The sequence below is a fragment of the Streptomyces sp. NPDC002669 genome, from assembly GCF_042889165.1.
Lineage (GTDB): Bacteria > Actinomycetota > Actinomycetes > Streptomycetales > Streptomycetaceae > Streptomyces.
This window is the reverse complement of sequence record NZ_JBIAQQ010000035.1, coordinates 57,684-73,814: the sequence shown is the minus strand read 5'-3', so window position 1 is coordinate 73,814 and position 16,131 is coordinate 57,684. Positions and strand designations below refer to the sequence as shown.

The window sequence follows — 16,131 nt, the reverse complement described above, 5'->3', positions numbered from 1 at the left end:
CCCGTCCTCCTCAGGCTCTGCAACAGCGTCGACGGGGTCGTGGGGGTCGTCGACCGGCTCAGCCACGGGGACGACGCCGCACCGGCGATGTGACGATCACTTACGGGTGTTCCGCTCCTCCGCCCGCACGGATCCGGTGACGGACGACGCCCGTCGGCGGCGCCGGGCGCGCCGCAGCTCGTCCGTGCCCCAGACCAGAACCGGGAATGTCGCGATGAACAGAACCACGCCCCAGGGAAGGGCCGCCGTGCCGAAGACCCTCTGCAAAGGCGGTGCGTAGACGAGGGCCGCCGTGAACACGAGCTCGAAGGCGATGCCCGCCAACAGCAACGGATTGGACAGCACGCCGATCTCCCTCAGCGCGGCGTGGTCCGTACGGGCCGCGAAGGCGGTGCCGACCTGGCAGGTGACGATCCCCGCGAAAGTGGCCGTGGTGGCCATCACGTAGGCGTCGTGCAGAGGGCTGCCGGGTCCCGTGGGGTCGCCCGGCTGCCAGCCCGCGCGCCAGAGCACGTAGAAGTAGCCGGCCATGACGAGGACGGCCGACACCGCCCCCAGACAGCCCCAGCTGCGGACGAGCATCTCGTGGGAGATCACGGACTCACGCTCGGAGCGCGGCGGCCGCCGCATGATGCCGGGCTCGGAGCGCTCCCGGCCCAGGGCGAGGGCGGGAAGGGTCTCCGTGCCCAGATCGATGGCGAGGATCTGCAGCACCGTCAGCGGGAGCGGTACCGCACCCGCCGACAGGGCGAAGACGAGGAAGGGCACGATCTCAGGGGTGGCGTGGGCGAAGATGTAGACGATGAACTTGCGGACGTTGTCGTAGACGCGGCGCCCGGACTCGATCGCGGTGACGATGGTGGCGAAGTCGTCGTCCGTCAGCACCATGGCCGCTGCCTCACGGGCCACATCGGTGCCCGACCGGCCCATGGCCACGCCGATGTGGGCCCGGTGGAGCGCCGGCGCGTCGTTGACGCCGTCGCCGGTCATGGCGACGATCCGGCCGTGAGCCCGCAAGGTGTCGGCGACCTTGAGTTTCGTCTCGGGCGAGGACCGGGCGAAGACGACCTCGGCGTCGCCCTCCGCGAGGAGCCGGTCCAGCTCGTCATCGCCCAGTGACTCGGAGGCGGCGACGACCTCCAGCCGGGGATCCCCGATGCCGACCTCGCGGGCGATCGCCGCGGCCGTGGCGCCGCTGTCCCCCGTCACGACGTGCACGCGCACCCCGGCCTCGTGACAGCGGCCGACGGCCGCCGCCACCTCGGAGCGGGGCGGGTCGTACAGCCCGACGAGGCCCAGCAGGGTCAGTTCCGACTCGGCCTCCTGCCGGCGGGCGGGCGGTTCCTCCCCGCGCGGCAGGTCGCGTGCGGCGACGGCCAGGACCCGCATACCGCCCTCGGCCAGCCGTTGCGCCGCCGAACGGGCCGCCGCCCTGTCGGGGCCGGGCGGGACACGGGACAGGACCACTTCGGGCGCCCCCTTGACCACGATCCGTGCCCGGCCCGCCTCCTCTCCCTCCTGGACGACCGACATCAGTCGCAGTCGTGGATCGAAGCGGAACAGCGCACGCCGTTCCGCGTCTCGACGGTCGAGATCCACCGGGCCCCCACGCTCCCCGGCCCCTGTGACGAGGGCGGCCTCGGTGGGATCACCGTGCAGTTCGCCGTCCGCGTCGCGGGTGACCGTGGTGCACAGAGCGCCCGCCCGTAGCAGTGGCCCCGTCCACGGGCCCTCGTCCGTTCCGTGACCGACCGTCCAGAGCGTGCGCAGACGCATGCGGTTACGGGTGAGCGTGCCGGTCTTGTCCGTGCAGATCACGCTCGTCGAGCCGAGTGTCTCCACGGCACTGAGCCGTTTGACCAGGGCACCCTGCCGGGCCAGGACCCGGACCCCGACGGCCAGGGCCAGGGTGATGGTCGGCAGCAGCCCCTCGGGGACGTTGGCGACGAGGAGCCCGATGGCGAACATCAGGGAGTCGGTCACCGGAAGGCCCACCGCCACCCCGACGACGAGGAAGACGGCGCCCATGCCCGTGGCGACGCCGGCGATGAGCCATGCCACCTTCTTGACCTGGTGCTCCAGAGGGCTTTCCTCCCGGCGGGTCCGCTGGCTGAGTGCGGCGATCCGCCCGAGTTCGGTGCGGTCCCCGGTGGCGAACACGACGGCTCGGGCCTGCCCCTCGACACAGCTCGTCCCGCTGAGGACGAGGTTCGGCTCCTCCAGCAACGGCGCGCCGAGCAGCCCGGCCGCCGCCACCCGCTCCGCCGGCACGGACTCCCCCGTGAGCATCGAGAGGTCGACCTCCACGCCTCCCTCGGTGACCCGTGCGTCCGCCGGGACCTTGTCGCCCTCCTCCAGGAGGATGACATCGCCCGGCACCAAGTCGCGGGCCTCCACGGTGAGCGACTGCCCGTCGCGCACGACGAGGGCCCGCTCGGGCAGGTAGCGGGCGAGGGTCTCCACCGCACGTTCGGCCTGGCGCTCCTGGAGCAGCGCGAAGCCCGCGTTGATGACGATGACCGCGAGGACGGCCCAGCCGAGCACTGCCAGATCCGCGACGAAGGCCAGGACGGCGGCGGCCCAGAGCAGCAGGGCGAGAGGATGCACCAGTTGCCCGACCAGTTCCCGCGAGAAGGAGGTGTGCGCCTTGCGGCGCACCTCGTTGGGACCGTGGACCGCGAGGCGGCGGGCCGCCTCGCGGGCGGACAGCCCGTCCGGACCGGTGGCGAGTTCGCGGCGGAGTCGGGGCAGGGGCTCGCTGGGGTCGAAGGGCAATGTCCCGGCGGACGGCCGCGCGGGGCCGGTACGGCTTTTGGCACGGGCGGTCACGACTGGGCCGTCGCCCCGCTCAGTCATCATCGGCCCCGGATTCGCTGCCCCGCCGGAGCCTGCCGGACCATACGGGTTCCACCTGCTCCCACTCGCGTTCGAGGGCCGCGAGGGCCCGGTTCTCGGTACGCCGCCGTACGAGGACGAGGACACCGGCCCCGGCCGCCCCCGCAGTGCCGGCCACGGCCGCGCCGCCGGTGAACGAGACCAGCACGCGTTCCGCGTCGTTGCCCGGCGGCGGGGCGGGGGCTCCGGCGGCGTCCACCCAGATGGGCACGGTGTGGCCCCGGGGGGTCCGGGGAGGCACTTCGACGGTTCCGGACCGGTGGACGTCGTCGGGGTACTCCCAGACCGCCGGAGCGACGAACCGTGCCTGTGTGCCCTGCTGGATCGGGGCGGGCGGCTCCTCGGCCGGCCCCGTGGTGGTCGCCGTCACCCGGTGGAGGTGCTCGGCGCGTACGCGGTCGGCCCGGCCTCCGGCGCTCCACAGCTGTCCGGCGGCGACCGCGCCGCAGATCAGGGCGATGGCCAGGACGATGACTGCGGCCACTCGCCCACCGGGGCCGCGGCCCGACTGCTCGTGGTCGGTCATGGTGCGCCTCCGGACGGATCTCACGCCGGACGGGAAGAGGGCTCAGCGGGCGGCGCTGCCGCCCCCGCCGTCCCTCGGCGTCCGGCCGGTCCCGTCGGCGGTGCCGGCGGGGACGCCGTGGCCGCCGACGCGGGGGGCCGGGACGGACTTCCTGCTCATGAGCGGTTCCCGGCATCGCCCCGCTTCACCGGAACGGTCCGTGCCGCCCGGGTCTCCTGGTCGGGCATCGGGACACGGACGGTGAGGATGCCGTCCGTGTAGGACGCCTCGACGCCCTCGGCGGGAACGGGGTCCGGGAGACGCACGGTTCTGCGGAACGATCCGTAGCGGAACTCCGAATGCTCCTTGTCCTGGGTGCTCTCACCGTGCTCGGCGCTCACCGTGACCAGGTTGCCGTCGACCGTGATGGTGATGTCCTCGTCCGGGTCCATCCCGGGGAGTTCGGCCCGCAGGACGTACGTGCCGTCGCCGCTGGTGACCTCCATCGGAATGGAGTGGGCGGCCATGGCGGGGAACCGGCCGGGCAGCCCGGGAAACTCCCTGCTGAACCAGTCGTTGAAGTCGGGGAAGAAGTTGTGCCTGCGTTCCACCTTCGCTCCGGTCATCGTTCTGCTCCTCCTGCTCATGGGTCCGGGACGCCACCCATGGGGCGGGCCGGGCCACGGAGCCCGATCCGGCTCCGCTCCTCCACCCTTCCGCCCGTATCCTGCGCGGCGCAGTGCCCAAGGGGGCTCTCGGGGAGGGCCGAACGGTCCTGATCCACAGGGGACCGACCGGCCCATGACACGCCTGCTCCGCTCCTCGGCCCTCATGGGGCGAGGTCGCGTCAGCAGAACGACGTGCGGGCCGCGAGATCGGTGGCACTGCGACGGCGGCTCGGCTCCCGCCGTCCGGGGCATCAGAGAAAGGCGGCGGAAACCTGGACCGTGTGCACCGGGCGCCCAGGCCGTCCGGTCGTCGCCGGGCCATGCGGCAGGGGTCCGTGCGGCATGGCCGGCACACCGCTCACGGCGTCCTGGCGTTCGAGCCGGAGCGGCCTCGGTTCGTGGGCGGGGCGGCGTCGTGTCCTGCGGGGCATGGTCATCCCTCTTCTCCGGTGCTTGTGTCGGGGGCCGCATCCGCCACGACGTCATGGCACCTGCCCACGGCGAAGCCGGGCGGGACGTTCCGTCCCTGCACGGCCGATGTCCTGTCGGCCGGCCCGGCGAAGGATACGACGTGCCGCGCGGGTCCCATGGCGCCCCCGTGGCTTCCGGCCGGTTTCCGCACGGGTCCCCCGGTCAGCACGGCAGGGAACGGCCGGACGGTGTGCGCGGGTCGAGCGGGGGCCGCTCACGGGGACGGTCGGTCCTGGCACCGGTCCGGATGCGCTCCATGGTGCTCACCTTTCCGTACGGTGGGATACCTCTCCTCGCATGTGCTCCCGCTCCGCGGTCTCGTACGGGGTGCGGTGCTCCCGGAGCCGGGCGGATCAGCCCGGCAGGGGCGGGCCGGTCGTGCGGAGGCGGGACTTGCAGGCCCGGGCGGGAGCGCCGCCCTGCTTCTTCCGCCCGGCGGAGGGGACGGTGATCACCGGGCAGTCGGCATGGTGCAACAGGCCGTGGACCGTCGAGCCGAGGCGCATGCCCGTGTAACCGCCCCGCCCCGTGCGTCCGACGACGAGGGCGAGGGAGGACTGTGCAGCCAGGGCGAGTTGTTCGACCGGATGTCCCCGGCAGACCTCTGCGGTGATGTCCACATCCGGATACCGCTCCGCCCAGCCGGCCAAGGACTCGGCGAGCAGACGCCGCCGCTCGGACAGCCCCTCTTCGGTGTCGTCGTGCGCGAGGACCGGGCGGGGCCAGACCCAGACCGCCCGGAGTCGCGCCTCGCGCAGGCTCGCCTCCTCGACGGCGAACGCGACGGCCGCCCGGCTCGCCCCGCTGCCGTCCACGCCCACGACGAGGGTGGGTGGATGCACCGCGGTGTGTTCCGGGGCGCGGACCACGACGACGGGGCAGGGAGCACGCGCGGTGAGCGGGACGACCACCGAACCTTCGCCGAGCAGCTCGACGGCCCTGCCGAGACCGCGCGACCCCACGACCACCAGGTCGGCGTCGGCCGCCCGGTCGAGCAGTACCGTGGCCGGCGTCCCAGCCGTGAGTTCCGCCGAGATCCTCACGTCGCTGTGCAGTTCCCGTACGAGGTCCTCCACGTTGGCGAGCGCCGACTCCGCCCGGAGCCGTAGGGCGCTCCCGTGGCCGACGGCGTCGTACCACAGCCGGTCGTGGACGGGTGGCAACGCGACCACGAGGCACAGACGCAGCCGTCTGCGGTCGGCCTCGGCGGTTGCCCAGGCGACGGCCGGTACGGCCAGTCCTTTCGGATCGACACCGAACAGGAGGTCGTTCATGTCGTGCCGTCCCTGCCCGCGAAGCCCTGCGGGACGATCTCCACGGGGCAGTGCGCGTGGTGGATGAGGGTGTGGGCGACGCGGCCGAGGGAGGGTCCCACTCCCAGCGGGTGGCGGCCCCGGCCCATCACGATCAGGTCGGTGCGGGAACTCGCCTCGATCAGGATTCCGGGGGTGCTCGTCCCGGTCTCCACGTGAGGTCCGACGACCAGGTCGGGATACCGCTCGTGGACGCGGTCGGCGAGCTCCTTCATGTCGTGGACCCGCTGCCGGGCGATCCCGTCGAGGTCGTCGAGCATGGTCGCGACGGTGCCGATGTGGGTGAGCACGTTCCATACGCTCACGATGCGCAGGGCCGCCTTGCGGACGTCCGCCTCCGCGGCGGCCAGGAGCAGCCACTCCAGGTCGGTGGAGTCGTGCACGGCCGCGGTCACCGAGCCCGTCCCGGGGCGCTCCGTCTCCCCCCGTACGACGATCACGGGCACCTCGGCGCGGGCCGCCACGCCCAGCCCCACCGAGCCGAGCAGGAGGGAGGAGAAGCCTCCGAGCCCTCTGCTGCCGACCACGACCGTTCCCCGGCCGCCGGCGGCGGCCACGAGTCCGGAAACCGGCTCGCCGCGGCCCAGTTTCCTGGTGACGGTGAGGCCGGGGAAGCGCTCCCGGACGGCTTCCTCCGTCTCGATCAGCAGGTCGCGGCCGGCTTCCCGCACCGCCTGGATCGTCTCCGCATCGCTCCAGTAGGCGCGCCGGTCGGTGTCGGCGGCGTGGACGAGATGCAGGGGCCGAAAGCGCCGGTCCGCCTCCGCGGCGGCCCAGAGCGCGGCCGCCCGCGCGGAAGGCGATCCGTCGATCCCCACGACGACATCGGCGAGCTCGGGCCGGGCAGGGGTCTCGCTGTTCATGGCTCCTCCTTCGGTCCGCCGGGGGTTCCCGCACGTCCCCGAGGACGACACTCCCCACGCTCGCATCCCTGCGGGCCACCCCGGCATGGGCCGTTCGGCCCCGATCGAGACCTGCCCGGCCCTCTCTCCCGGGAAGGGGCGGTACGAGTCTGGAGCCGTGAACCGGCACGGCCGAGGAGGCAGTGATGACAGCCCAGGTCACCGTGGGTCTGGACGGCTCGGACGAAAGCCTCGCCGCGGCTCGCTGGGGGGCGGGGGAAGCGGTGCTGCGCGAGGTTCCGCTCCGGCTGGTGCACGTGGAGGAATGGCCGAACACGCCCGAGGTGCCGCTTCCGTACGCCCGGACTTCCGCCGAGCAGGCCGAGGAACTGCTGCGGGACGGGGCGGACCGCGCGCGAAAGGAGCATCCCGGTCTGGAAGTGTTCACCGGGCGGCTGTGCGGCCGGGCGGCGGACGAGCTGACGGCCGCGGCGGACGAGGCCGATCTGATGGCCCTCGGGTCTCGGGGTCTCGGCGGCGTCCTCGGCTTCGTCGTCGGCTCGGTCTCTCTCTCGGTCGTCGGCGCGGCACGGAAGCCGGTCGTCCTCGTGCGCGCGGAGGGGGCGGGGCGGCATGCGGAGCCGACGGCCCCCCGTGACGGAATCGTGGTGGGCGTCGACCTCCACCATCCGTGCGAATCCCTGCTGGCGTTCTCATTCGCGGAGGCGGCCCGACGACGGGTGCCCCTCCGGTTCCTGCACAGTTGGACGCTGCCCGCCTCCTACGGCCGCGCGGCCGTCGTGGACCCCGGGATCGGCGAAGAGCTCGGTGCCCGCCTGCTCGGCGACCTCGACGGCCTGCTGGCGCCCTGGCGTGAGCGGTTCCCGGGTGTGGAGGCCACGGCCAAGGCGGTCTCGGGTTCCGCCACCCACCGGATGGCGCAGGCGTCACAAGGCGCGGAGCTCGTGATCATGGGCCGCCGGACGCCCAGGCTGCCCGTCGGGACGCGTCTCGGCCGCGTGGCCCACGCGGTCCTCCATCACAGCCCCGCTCCGGTCGCGGTGGTTCCCCTGAGCGAGCCGGCCGGGACGGGATGAAACGGCAGCCGGACGTCAGGTCTCTTGCCCGTCGGACCCGTCGGCGGTGCCGGGCGCGCCCGGCACCAGGATCCGCCGCCCCGTCACGCGGTGCGGCAAGAGCAGCACGGCCGTGTCCCGTCCGTCCCCCGCCCACGACTGCGAGTGCGCGGCGTCCCGGAGGATCTGTGACTCGATGGGTTCGGACACCGTGTGCACCGGGCCGACGAGGAGCACGCTCCAGCCCTGGCGGAATGCCTCGTCCAGGTGGTCCTCCTCGAAGGCGATCTCGGCACCGGCCGCCGCCGCGAGCCCGAGCGCGGACGTGGACGTGGTGACGAAGAGCACCTTTCCGTCGAGAACCCGGTAGTTGACGGGGAAGACCTCCAGGCCGTCCGCCGCCTCGACGGCGACCCGGCCCACACCGTGGTCGCCGAGCAGCGCCCAGCACTCCTTCTCGTCGACCGCCTCCAGCCTCGGCCGGCTCCCCGCCGGACCTTCGCCCGGCGCGAGTTCGGCCGTGAGGCCCGTCAGGTCCTGGACAGTCGTCTCCAGGGCGTTGGCGAGCCGGACCAGGAACTCGATCCCGGGGGCGGGCAGCCGCTCCTCCACGTAGGCGATGTAGCCGGGGCTGGAACCGGACCGGACCGCCACCTCCTCCCGGGAGAGGCCGAGCTGCCGGCGCCTCGTGGCGACCCGGCGGCCGAGATCGCTCCGGTGGTGCCCGTCGGCCGTGTGCATCATGCTTCTCCTCCGGCGGTCACCGTTCGGTTCTGCGGCACGACGGCGACGGGGCACGCGGCGTGGTGCAGGGCTCGGTGGGCCACCCTGCCGAGTTGCAGGCCGATGGCACCGTCCCGGCGGCGTGCCCCGACGACCAGCAGGTCGGCGGCGGCGGAGCGCTCGGTCAGCACCCTGTGCGCGGGCCCCTCGACGGTGCTCCTGCGCAGACGGACCTCGGGGTGTTCCCGCGTGCCCGCGTCGAGGGCCCTGGCGAGCATCCCGGACGCCCTCTGCTCGAAGCCGGGGCTCGTCTCACCGGTCGGGAGCAGGTGGTCGACCGGTTCGGGGGCGGGGCGCCGCCAGGCGCGGACGACGTCCAGCTCCGCCTGCCGCAGCGCCGCCTCGCGGAAGGCGAACCTGACGGCCGGCGAGTCCGTGTCGTGGTCGCCGATGCCCAGCAGGACCCGCTGATGAAGAGCGTCCTGGGCATGCTGGTCCCCCCGGACGACGACGACCGGACAGGAGGCCCGGGCTGCGACGACGAGACCGACCGAACCGAGCAGGAGGTCGCCCAGTTCGCTCCGTCCACGCGACCCGATGACCACGGCCATGGCTTCCCGCCCTTCCCTGAGCAGGGCGCCTGCCGCGTCCTCGGCGGCGATGTCCGTGCCGAGGGAGAGGCCGGGTGCCCGTTGCCGGGCTCGTTCCGCCGCCCCGCCGACGATGTTCTCGGCGAGGACCTGGGCCGAGGGACGGTCGGTGGTCCAGGCCGGCACCACTCCTTCGTACCGTTCCCACAGCGAGGCGTGCACGATGCGCAGGGGACATCCGTGCCGCACTGCCTCGTCGACGGCCCAGTCCAGGGCCGCGAGACTGGCGTCGGAACCGTCGACGCCCACCACCAGGGGGGCTTCCATCGTGCCCACCGCCTTCCGGTCGCATGATGGTCTGCTGCCACGCTCGCACCGACGGTGGGAACGGGGTAGGGCCGGTCGGTCCCGGGTACGGTCCGCCTGGTCCTGCACCGTCCGGCGATGCCTGGCACGGCATGAGGAGGGCCCGTCCCGGTCGAGGAGATCTTCCGGTCCATTCGGCTCCGAAGGGGCGCGGTACCCGTGCTGCCGGCCGGGGGCGGCGTGGGGTCGGAGGCGGACGTTCTCCGCGAGGTGCCCGCCGCACGGGTCCGGGACGGGTCGTGGCACGCGCCGGGCACCTGCCAGGTCCGCGCCGGGGAATCCGACCCGTGCTGTGCCCGGCGCGGTGGACACCTCGGCGGGGTTCACGACGCCTGTGCAGAGGTCTTCGTGCCGTTCGGCGGGTAGTGGTGGACCCGGGCGTCGGGGCCGGGGAACACCAGGGTGACCCGGCCCGTGTCCGACCAGCGGACGTCGTAGGGCGGAGTGCCGTCCATGTGGTGCAGCCCGATGATCTCGCCGTCCCGCCCCTCGTCCCCGACGGTGGCACCGCCCACGATCAGTCGATCACCCACCCGGGCCCACAGCCCGGCACGCGGTTCCACCGGGCCATGTCGTCCCTCGGTCCCAGCCACGGTCTTCTCCCGATCTCCGCGGGCTGCCTGGCCGTCGCGTCCTCGGACGGCCCGTGCTCCCGGACCCACTCTGCGCCCGCCCGGCTTCCCCCCATAGGGGCCATCGGTCCCGGAAGGGGGCCGTTCGGCACTGCCCGGCCGCCGGGTCGGCGCAGCAGGGTGGGACCTGCCGGGATCCCGCGCCCCCGTGAGGAGGACCGTCATGCAGCATCGAACGGTTTTCGAAGTGATGACGCACGACGTCGTCACCGCGGCTCCCTCGGCCTCGTTCAAGGAGATCGCCCGTCTCTTCGCCGGGAACGACGTCTCGGCGGTCCCGGTCGTGGACGAGGACCGACGTCTGCTGGGCGTGGTCTCGGAGGCCGACCTGCTGCGGGCCACCGCCGGGCTCCCCGACCTGGAGGGTCGCTGGGCGGGCGTCCAGCTCCTGCCCCAGGAGCACGGGCTGCCCGACGCGGAGACGGCGGCCGAGCTGATGACCTCCCCGGCCGTCACGGCACAGCCTGGGTGGAATCTCGTCGAGACGGCCCGGACGATGCATCACAAGGGAGTGAAACGGCTTCCCGTGACCGACGAGACCGGTCGGCTCGTCGGGATCGTCAGCCGCAGCGATCTGCTGCGCCCGTTCCTCCGCAGCGACTCCGCGATCCGTGCCGAGATCGAGCACGACGTCCTGGCCGGCACCCTGGGGCTCGCCCCCGACACGCTCCGCGTCGCCGTCGCCGACGGGGTCGTGACCCTGACGGGCCGCGTCGACGAGCGCGCCGACATCCCCGTGATCGTGCGGCTGTGCCGTTCCGTCGACGGAGTCGTCGCCCTGCACGAGTCCCTCGACTACGCCTACGACAACCTCGCCCTCGACGTGGAGCCGCCGCGATGAACGCCATGCGGGTGGCCCCCGTCATGCCCGACTACGCCGACGCCCGGGCCACGTTCTCCTGGCGGCGCGAGCGTTCCCGGCTCGCCGGGCTGCCGGGCGGGGTCATCAACATCGAGTACGGGGCCGTCGAGTCGAACGGCCGGTGGCCGTGCGCGGCCTGCTCGGGGTACGCCCCGTGCTGACGGCGACCCTGTCCGCCGACCACCGTGCCGCCGACGGTGCGACCGGCGCGCGTCTCCTGACCGCCCTGGACCGATTCCTGCAACGCCCGGAGGAACTGTGAACCACGACCAGGCAGGTGCGTTCGTCCGGCAGGCCGTTCCCGACGCCGACTTCACGGGGCTCGATCCCGACGCGTCCCTGCGGGAAACGTTCGAGATGGATTCGCTGGACTTCCTCGAATTCGTCGAGGCACTCGCCGGACTCGGCGGTCGGGAGCTCACCGAGGACGACCACACGGCCCTCGACACCTGGAACGGCTGCGTCGCACGCCTGCTGCCCCCGGCGGAGACACCCGCACGCGAAAGGAACTGATGATGCGTCACAGCAGGATCGCGGAGTTGATGACCCGCGACGTGGTGAGGGTCCATGGCGACGTCCCGTTCAAGGAGATCGCGCGGGTGCTCGCACGACACCGGGTGACCGCGGTGCCCGTGGTGGACGGCGAGGGCCGGGTGCTCGGCGTGGTCTCCGAAGGGGACCTGCTGCGCAAGGCCGCCGACCGGACCGACGCGCCGGGTGGTTCGTCCCCCGTGCCGGGACTGGAGGCGTGGGAACTGGCGAAGGCCGAGGGAACCCGCGCCGAGGAGCTGATGTCGGCTCCCGCCGTGTGTGCCCGCCCCGATTGGACGGTGGCGGAGGCGGCCCGGCTGATGGAGGTCCAGGGCATCAAGCGCCTCGTCGTGGTCGACGACGAGGACCGGCTCGTGGGAATCATCAGCCGCCGGGATCTGATGCGGATCTTTCTGCGTGAGGACGACGACATCCGCAGCGAGATCGTCGACGACGTGCTCGTCGGCGCCCTGCGTCTCGACCCGGCCCTGCTCTCCGTCGAGGTGAGCGGGGGTCGGGTCGAACTCGGCGGGAAGTTGCCGTCCCGCGGCATGATCCCGGCCGTCGAACGCATGTGCGCGACGGTCGACGGAGTGGTCTCGGTCTCCTCGGCCCGTCTTGCCCCGGACGCCGATGACACGGCCTGAACCCGGGTTGGGGCGCAGTTCCTCGGGGAGGCCCTCCAGGTCGAAGGCCCGGAACTGGTGGGAGACCAGTCACATCGGCTCGGCTTGGTCGCCCACAGTGGCCGACGGCACGAACCGGCAGGGGCCGAACCGTCCGGCAGAAGAGGACGGATACTCCCGGGCAGCTCCGAATCATGTTGCATGACCCAGCTCGGCGAACCCGCAGGCAGGCCGGCTTCCCGGGTACCCGTTCCGACGGCGAGGAGCGGTGTTTCAGTCGTCGTCGGCAGCCGAACTCAGCCGTACCGCCGTGACCTTGCACTCCGGGCACGAGGTCACGGTGTCGGCGTGCCGGGACATCAGGGTGTTGACGCCGTCCGCGGGAAAGTGGAACGCGCAGAAGACCTGTCCGGGGGCGAGTTCCGTCCCCACACGGGCGACGAGGCGGGCTCGCCCGTGCCGGCTCCGGACGGTGACGGGGGCACCGTCCCGCACTCCGTACCGGGCGGCGTCCTCGGGGTGGAGGTCGAGGCTGCCCCGGTTGTCGAGCAGGAGGTTGGCACCCCGGCGGGTCATGCTGCCGGAGTTGTAGTGGGCCCAGCGGCGCCCTGTGACGAGCAGGAGGGGGTAATCGGCGTCCGGCTCCTCGCCCGGCGGCAGGTAAGGGACGGCGCAGAGGTGGGCACGGCCGTCGGCCGTGGCGAACTCCCCGGTGTACAGAGTCGCTTCGCCGGGCCCGTCCGGTGAAGGGCAGGGCCAGTGCACCGCGCCCTCACGATCGAGCCGCGCATGCGAGAGGCCACCGAGCAAAGGCGCGATTCGGGCACATTCGTCCAGGGCTTCGGCCGGGGTGGGGCAGCCGAGGTCGACGCCCGTCGCTGCGGCGACGGACCGCACGACCTCGAAGTCGGTGCGGACCGCTCCGGGCGGGCGCACGGCGGCCCGTACTCGCTGGAAGCGGCGGTCGAAGTTCACGAAGGTGCCGTCCTTCTCCAGCCAGGAGGCCACCGGCAGGACGATGTCGGCGTGCCGGGCGGTCTCTCCGAGGAAGAGTTCGTTGACGACGACAAGCGGGCAGGCGTCGAGGGCTTCGGCGACGTGCCGACTGTCGGGGTCGGTCGCGCACACGTCCTCACCGATGACCCAGAGAACACGCAACCGGCCATCGCGGGCGGCCGTGAACATCTCGGGGATCCGCAGTCCGGGTGCCGACGGAACCGCCCGCCCCCACACCTCTTCGGCGCGGGCGCGGGCCTCGGGATCGGTGACACGACCGTAGCCCGGCAGCAGATCCGGCAGTGCGCCCATGTCCGAGGCACCCTGGACGTTGTTCTGACCCCGCAGCGGACTGATGCCGTGGCCGCGTCCGGTGCCGCCGACCGCACCGCGCAGGATGGGCAGGTTCGCCAGGGTGCGGACGCCGTCGGTGCCGTGCAGGTGTTCGGTGACACCGAGACCGTATACGACGGCGGGACGTTCGGCCCGGCCGCAGAGCCGCGCGGCGGCGACGACGTCGGCCGCGGGAACACCGGAGCCGCCAGATCCGCGAAGTACGTCGCGGGCCCGAGGCCCGCTGCCGCGGGCAGACCGACGGCCCGCGCGACCTCGGGTGCCCATGCTCCGGGTTCCTCCGCGGTGCCGGACCTGGCCTGCCGGAGCCCGGCGGCCAGCAGGCCGTCGCGCCCCCCGCGCCGTGCGGCCACCTCACGGAGCCCGTCGCGGGCCTCGTCAGGTCCATGTGGAGTCCGACCGGCCATGGTCCCGGCATGGCCAGAAACGCCTTGGGAGGCATCCCGGTCCCTGCGGGCAATCGGCGAGGGAACAAGCTGCCCGGCCCCGCCGACGGCGTACCGCACGGCGCGGGTCGCCCCCCGTCCGCCGCCGCGCCGGTCCGTCCGGGTGCGCGCCTCACAGCCGGGGACCGGTGGACGGCCGTGTCGGAGGATGTGCCGTAACTCCCTTCCCGGCGGGCGGCCCCGGCCCCTCGGTACGGTCGGCGTCCTCCATGGGCGAGGGACGGGAAAGGAGTCCGCGGGCCGGCGGCGGACGGAGGGATGGGCGGGGCCCGCCCCGGCCTGCTCGCGGTCTGCGGGGTCCGGGGGCAGACGGTGACCGCCCGCGAGGGTCCAGAGGCGGTCGTCGTGGCCTGGAGGTCCGCCTGCTGTGGTTGCATCGCCGGGTTCCTCGGAGCCCGTAGCAAGATCACGATTGGGCTTTCCTGAACGTCTCCAGCAGATGAGGCCGCAGGCCGGGGAGGAGAAGACATCGTGGAGTCCGGCGCGGCGTTCCCGGCGGACGGCGAGGTGGTGGAGCAGGGCGAAGGCCTGCTCGGCGGCATGGCGGAGTCTGCCCGGACCTGGATGCTCGGGCTGCCCTTGCAGGAGATGACCGGCAGGACGCTGCGCTTGCGGAGTCCTTCACGACAGAGGTCGGAGTCGTATCCCTTGGCTGCGAGCAAGGCTTCGGGACGCTTGCGGGTGACCTGAGTCGGAGATCTGTCGGCAGTGGGCGGCGACCTTGTCGAGGATCTCGTCGGCTGTCTTCGTCCGGACGAACGGTCTGGGGTGGTCGTTCCAGTCGGCGAGCCGGGCACGGATGTCGCGTTCGAGTGCCTGGATGGAGCGGTGGACGCCTCGTTTGAGTTTCTTCACCTTCGGGGCCGATCCGATCGAGGTGCAGGGCCCCTGGAAGGACGCCGACCAGGTCGAGCGGGCGATCTTTCAGCACATCACCCGGCACGACGAGGAACGACTCCGCTCCGCGCTCGACCACGTCCCACCTGCCGAGCACGAGGAAGCCTTCTGGCAGAGCCGGAAGCAGACCCCGCGGTCCGCCTGACCCCATCAAGATCGGGCTCCACGGAACTCGGGCAGCTCAACTGCACGGATCACGGGCTTTCCGGCTTTTTCACGACTCGCAAGCCGACAGCACTGCGCGGCCCTTGTCGAGCTGCGGAGGGCGCGGACAGTCAGTCGGTGGGCGGAGTCCTGAACGCGCGCCGGTACATCTGGGGCGTCGTGCCGAGGTGTCGGGCGAAGTGGTGTCGGAGGTTGTCGACGGTACCGAAGCCCGCGCGGTGGGCGATCGCGGTTACCGGGTCGTCCGTGGTCTCCAGGTGGTGCTGCGCGAGCAGGACCCGCTGTCCGGTCAGCCATCGCAGCGGCGTGGTCCCGGTCTCCTGCCGGAAGCGTCGGGCGAAGGTCCGCGGGGAAAGGCGGGCACGGCCGGCCATCGTGTCGACGGTCAGGTCCTGGTCGAGGTTGGCCTCCATCCAGGCCAGGACAGGGGTGAGGGACCCGGTCCCCTCCCGGGGAAGGGGGCGTTGGCGGTACTGGTGCTGGCCTCCGTCGCGGTGCGGGGGTGTGACCATGCGACGGGCGATCGCGCCGGCGACGGCGCTGCCGTGTTCCCTGCGGATGAGGTGGAGGCAGGTATCGACTCCTGCGGCGGTCCCTGCGCCGGTGATGACCGGGGCCTCGTCGACGTAGAGCACGTCCGACTCGACCCGGGCACGCGGGTGGCGGCGGGCGAGTTCGTCGGTGTAGCGCCAGTGCGTGGTACAGCCTCGCCCGTCGAGCAGCCCGGCCTCGCCCAGGAGAAAGGCCCCGGTACAGATGCTCAGGACTTGAGCACCACGCTGTACGGCGGCCCGCAGTTCCTCGGCCAGGCGGTCCGGCTGGTGCACGTCGAGGTCGTAGGCCGGGACGCAGACGAGGTCCGCCGATGCCAGCCGCTCCAGGCCGTGCCGGGCCCGCACCTCGAAGCCATGACGGGTCGGCACGCTGTCGCCGGTGGCCGAGACGAGAGCGAAGTCGTACACGGGCAGCGCGTCGTCGCTGCGGTCGATCCCGAAGACCTCGCAGAACACGCCCAGCTCGAAGGCGTGGGCGCCTTGGAGAGCCAGGACGGCGACGTCGCGAAGCACAGGTTCCCGATCTCTTCCGGCGACAGTGGCAGGGATTTCAGCTTACCTGTCGTTTCTGCCACTCCCGGGGGGAGCACCGGTCTGGAAGGCTCGCAGGCGTTCATCC

General features: G+C 72.7%; 18 protein-coding genes. 8 read left to right on the top strand and 10 right to left on the bottom strand.

Annotated features, from left to right (window positions below; genetic code table 11):
- Positions 1–96: 96 nt before the first annotated feature.
- The 5 genes from ACFYW1_RS34675 to ACFYW1_RS34655 all read right to left on the bottom strand — a co-directional run bounded on the left by ACFYW1_RS34675 (position 97) and on the right by ACFYW1_RS34655 (position 6,715).
- Complete coding sequence (locus ACFYW1_RS34675) at positions 97–2,829, bottom strand: cation-translocating P-type ATPase (RefSeq protein WP_389002546.1); 2,733 nt, start codon at positions 2,827–2,829, stop codon at positions 97–99.
- Positions 2,830–2,848: 19 nt separating this feature from the next.
- Positions 2,849–3,421: a hypothetical protein gene (locus ACFYW1_RS34670; RefSeq protein ID WP_389002543.1), complete on the bottom strand. Its 573-nt coding sequence runs from the start codon at positions 3,419–3,421 to the stop codon at positions 2,849–2,851.
- Between the two features lie 155 nt (positions 3,422–3,576).
- On the bottom strand, positions 3,577–4,026 hold the full coding sequence (locus ACFYW1_RS34665; RefSeq protein ID WP_389002540.1) for an Hsp20/alpha crystallin family protein: 450 nt from the start codon (positions 4,024–4,026) through the stop codon (positions 3,577–3,579).
- A gap of 866 nt (positions 4,027–4,892) precedes the next feature.
- Entirely contained in the window at positions 4,893–5,813 is a 921-nt protein-coding gene (locus ACFYW1_RS34660) for a universal stress protein (protein WP_389002537.1), read from the bottom strand.
- Complete coding sequence (locus ACFYW1_RS34655) at positions 5,810–6,715, bottom strand: universal stress protein (protein ID WP_389002534.1); 906 nt, start codon at positions 6,713–6,715, stop codon at positions 5,810–5,812. Before ACFYW1_RS34655 ends, ACFYW1_RS34660 begins: the two co-directional genes overlap by 4 nt.
- A gap of 185 nt (positions 6,716–6,900) precedes the next feature.
- Between ACFYW1_RS34655 and ACFYW1_RS34650 the strand changes: the two genes are divergently transcribed.
- Positions 6,901–7,791 (top strand): universal stress protein, encoded by an 891-nt coding sequence (locus ACFYW1_RS34650; RefSeq protein WP_389002531.1) that lies wholly within the window; start codon positions 6,901–6,903, stop codon positions 7,789–7,791.
- Positions 7,792–7,806: 15 nt separating this feature from the next.
- On the opposite strand, the gene ACFYW1_RS34645 is transcribed toward ACFYW1_RS34650, so the two are convergent.
- The 3 genes from ACFYW1_RS34645 to ACFYW1_RS34635 all read right to left on the bottom strand — a co-directional run bounded on the left by ACFYW1_RS34645 (position 7,807) and on the right by ACFYW1_RS34635 (position 10,012).
- Positions 7,807–8,514 (bottom strand): helix-turn-helix domain-containing protein, encoded by a 708-nt coding sequence (locus tag ACFYW1_RS34645; RefSeq protein WP_389002528.1) that lies wholly within the window; start codon positions 8,512–8,514, stop codon positions 7,807–7,809.
- The gene (locus tag ACFYW1_RS34640; RefSeq protein ID WP_389002525.1) at positions 8,511–9,410 is read right to left on the bottom strand and encodes a universal stress protein; all 900 of its coding nucleotides are present in this window, start codon (positions 9,408–9,410) and stop codon (positions 8,511–8,513) included. The genes ACFYW1_RS34645 and ACFYW1_RS34640 overlap by 4 nt, the downstream gene beginning before the upstream one ends.
- 362 nt (positions 9,411–9,772) lie before the next feature.
- Entirely contained in the window at positions 9,773–10,012 is a 240-nt protein-coding gene (locus tag ACFYW1_RS34635) for a DUF1918 domain-containing protein (protein ID WP_389002522.1), read from the bottom strand.
- A 232-nt stretch (positions 10,013–10,244) separates the two neighbouring features.
- Between ACFYW1_RS34635 and ACFYW1_RS34630 the strand changes: the two genes are divergently transcribed.
- From ACFYW1_RS34630 to ACFYW1_RS34610, 5 genes are read left to right on the top strand one after another with little or no spacing between them, the layout of a single operon-like run.
- Positions 10,245–10,922 (top strand): CBS domain-containing protein, encoded by a 678-nt coding sequence (locus tag ACFYW1_RS34630; RefSeq protein ID WP_389002519.1) that lies wholly within the window; start codon positions 10,245–10,247, stop codon positions 10,920–10,922.
- Positions 10,919–11,104, top strand: a complete 186-nt coding sequence (locus ACFYW1_RS34625; RefSeq protein WP_389002516.1) for a hypothetical protein — start codon at positions 10,919–10,921, stop codon at positions 11,102–11,104. Before ACFYW1_RS34630 ends, ACFYW1_RS34625 begins: the two co-directional genes overlap by 4 nt.
- The gene (locus ACFYW1_RS34620; RefSeq protein WP_389002513.1) at positions 11,098–11,205 is read left to right on the top strand and encodes a 2-oxo acid dehydrogenase subunit E2; all 108 of its coding nucleotides are present in this window, start codon (positions 11,098–11,100) and stop codon (positions 11,203–11,205) included. The genes ACFYW1_RS34625 and ACFYW1_RS34620 overlap by 7 nt, the downstream gene beginning before the upstream one ends.
- Entirely contained in the window at positions 11,202–11,456 is a 255-nt protein-coding gene (locus ACFYW1_RS34615; RefSeq protein WP_389002510.1) for a phosphopantetheine-binding protein, read from the top strand. The genes ACFYW1_RS34620 and ACFYW1_RS34615 overlap by 4 nt, the downstream gene beginning before the upstream one ends.
- Before the next feature lie 2 nt (positions 11,457–11,458).
- Complete coding sequence (locus tag ACFYW1_RS34610) at positions 11,459–12,121, top strand: CBS domain-containing protein (RefSeq protein WP_389002507.1); 663 nt, start codon at positions 11,459–11,461, stop codon at positions 12,119–12,121.
- A gap of 252 nt (positions 12,122–12,373) precedes the next feature.
- Here the strand turns inward: ACFYW1_RS34610 and ACFYW1_RS34605 are convergent, their stop codons facing one another.
- Entirely contained in the window at positions 12,374–13,717 is a 1,344-nt protein-coding gene (locus tag ACFYW1_RS34605; protein ID WP_389002504.1) for a molybdopterin oxidoreductase family protein, read from the bottom strand.
- A gap of 650 nt (positions 13,718–14,367) precedes the next feature.
- Between ACFYW1_RS34605 and ACFYW1_RS34600 the strand changes: the two genes are divergently transcribed.
- Together ACFYW1_RS34600 and ACFYW1_RS34595 are read left to right on the top strand one after the other, a co-directional pair.
- Positions 14,368–14,586: a hypothetical protein gene (locus ACFYW1_RS34600; protein WP_389002501.1), complete on the top strand. Its 219-nt coding sequence runs from the start codon at positions 14,368–14,370 to the stop codon at positions 14,584–14,586.
- 151 nt (positions 14,587–14,737) lie between these two features.
- Positions 14,738–14,938 carry a hypothetical protein gene (locus tag ACFYW1_RS34595; protein ID WP_389002498.1) on the top strand — a complete coding sequence of 67 codons (201 nt, stop codon included), beginning with the start codon at positions 14,738–14,740 and terminating at the stop codon, positions 14,936–14,938.
- Positions 14,939–15,068: 130 nt separating this feature from the next.
- Here ACFYW1_RS34595 and ACFYW1_RS34590 read toward each other — a convergent pair whose 3' ends face one another.
- On the bottom strand, positions 15,069–16,025 hold the full coding sequence (locus ACFYW1_RS34590) for a GlxA family transcriptional regulator (RefSeq protein ID WP_389002495.1): 957 nt from the start codon (positions 16,023–16,025) through the stop codon (positions 15,069–15,071).
- Positions 16,026–16,131: the final 106 nt, after the last annotated feature.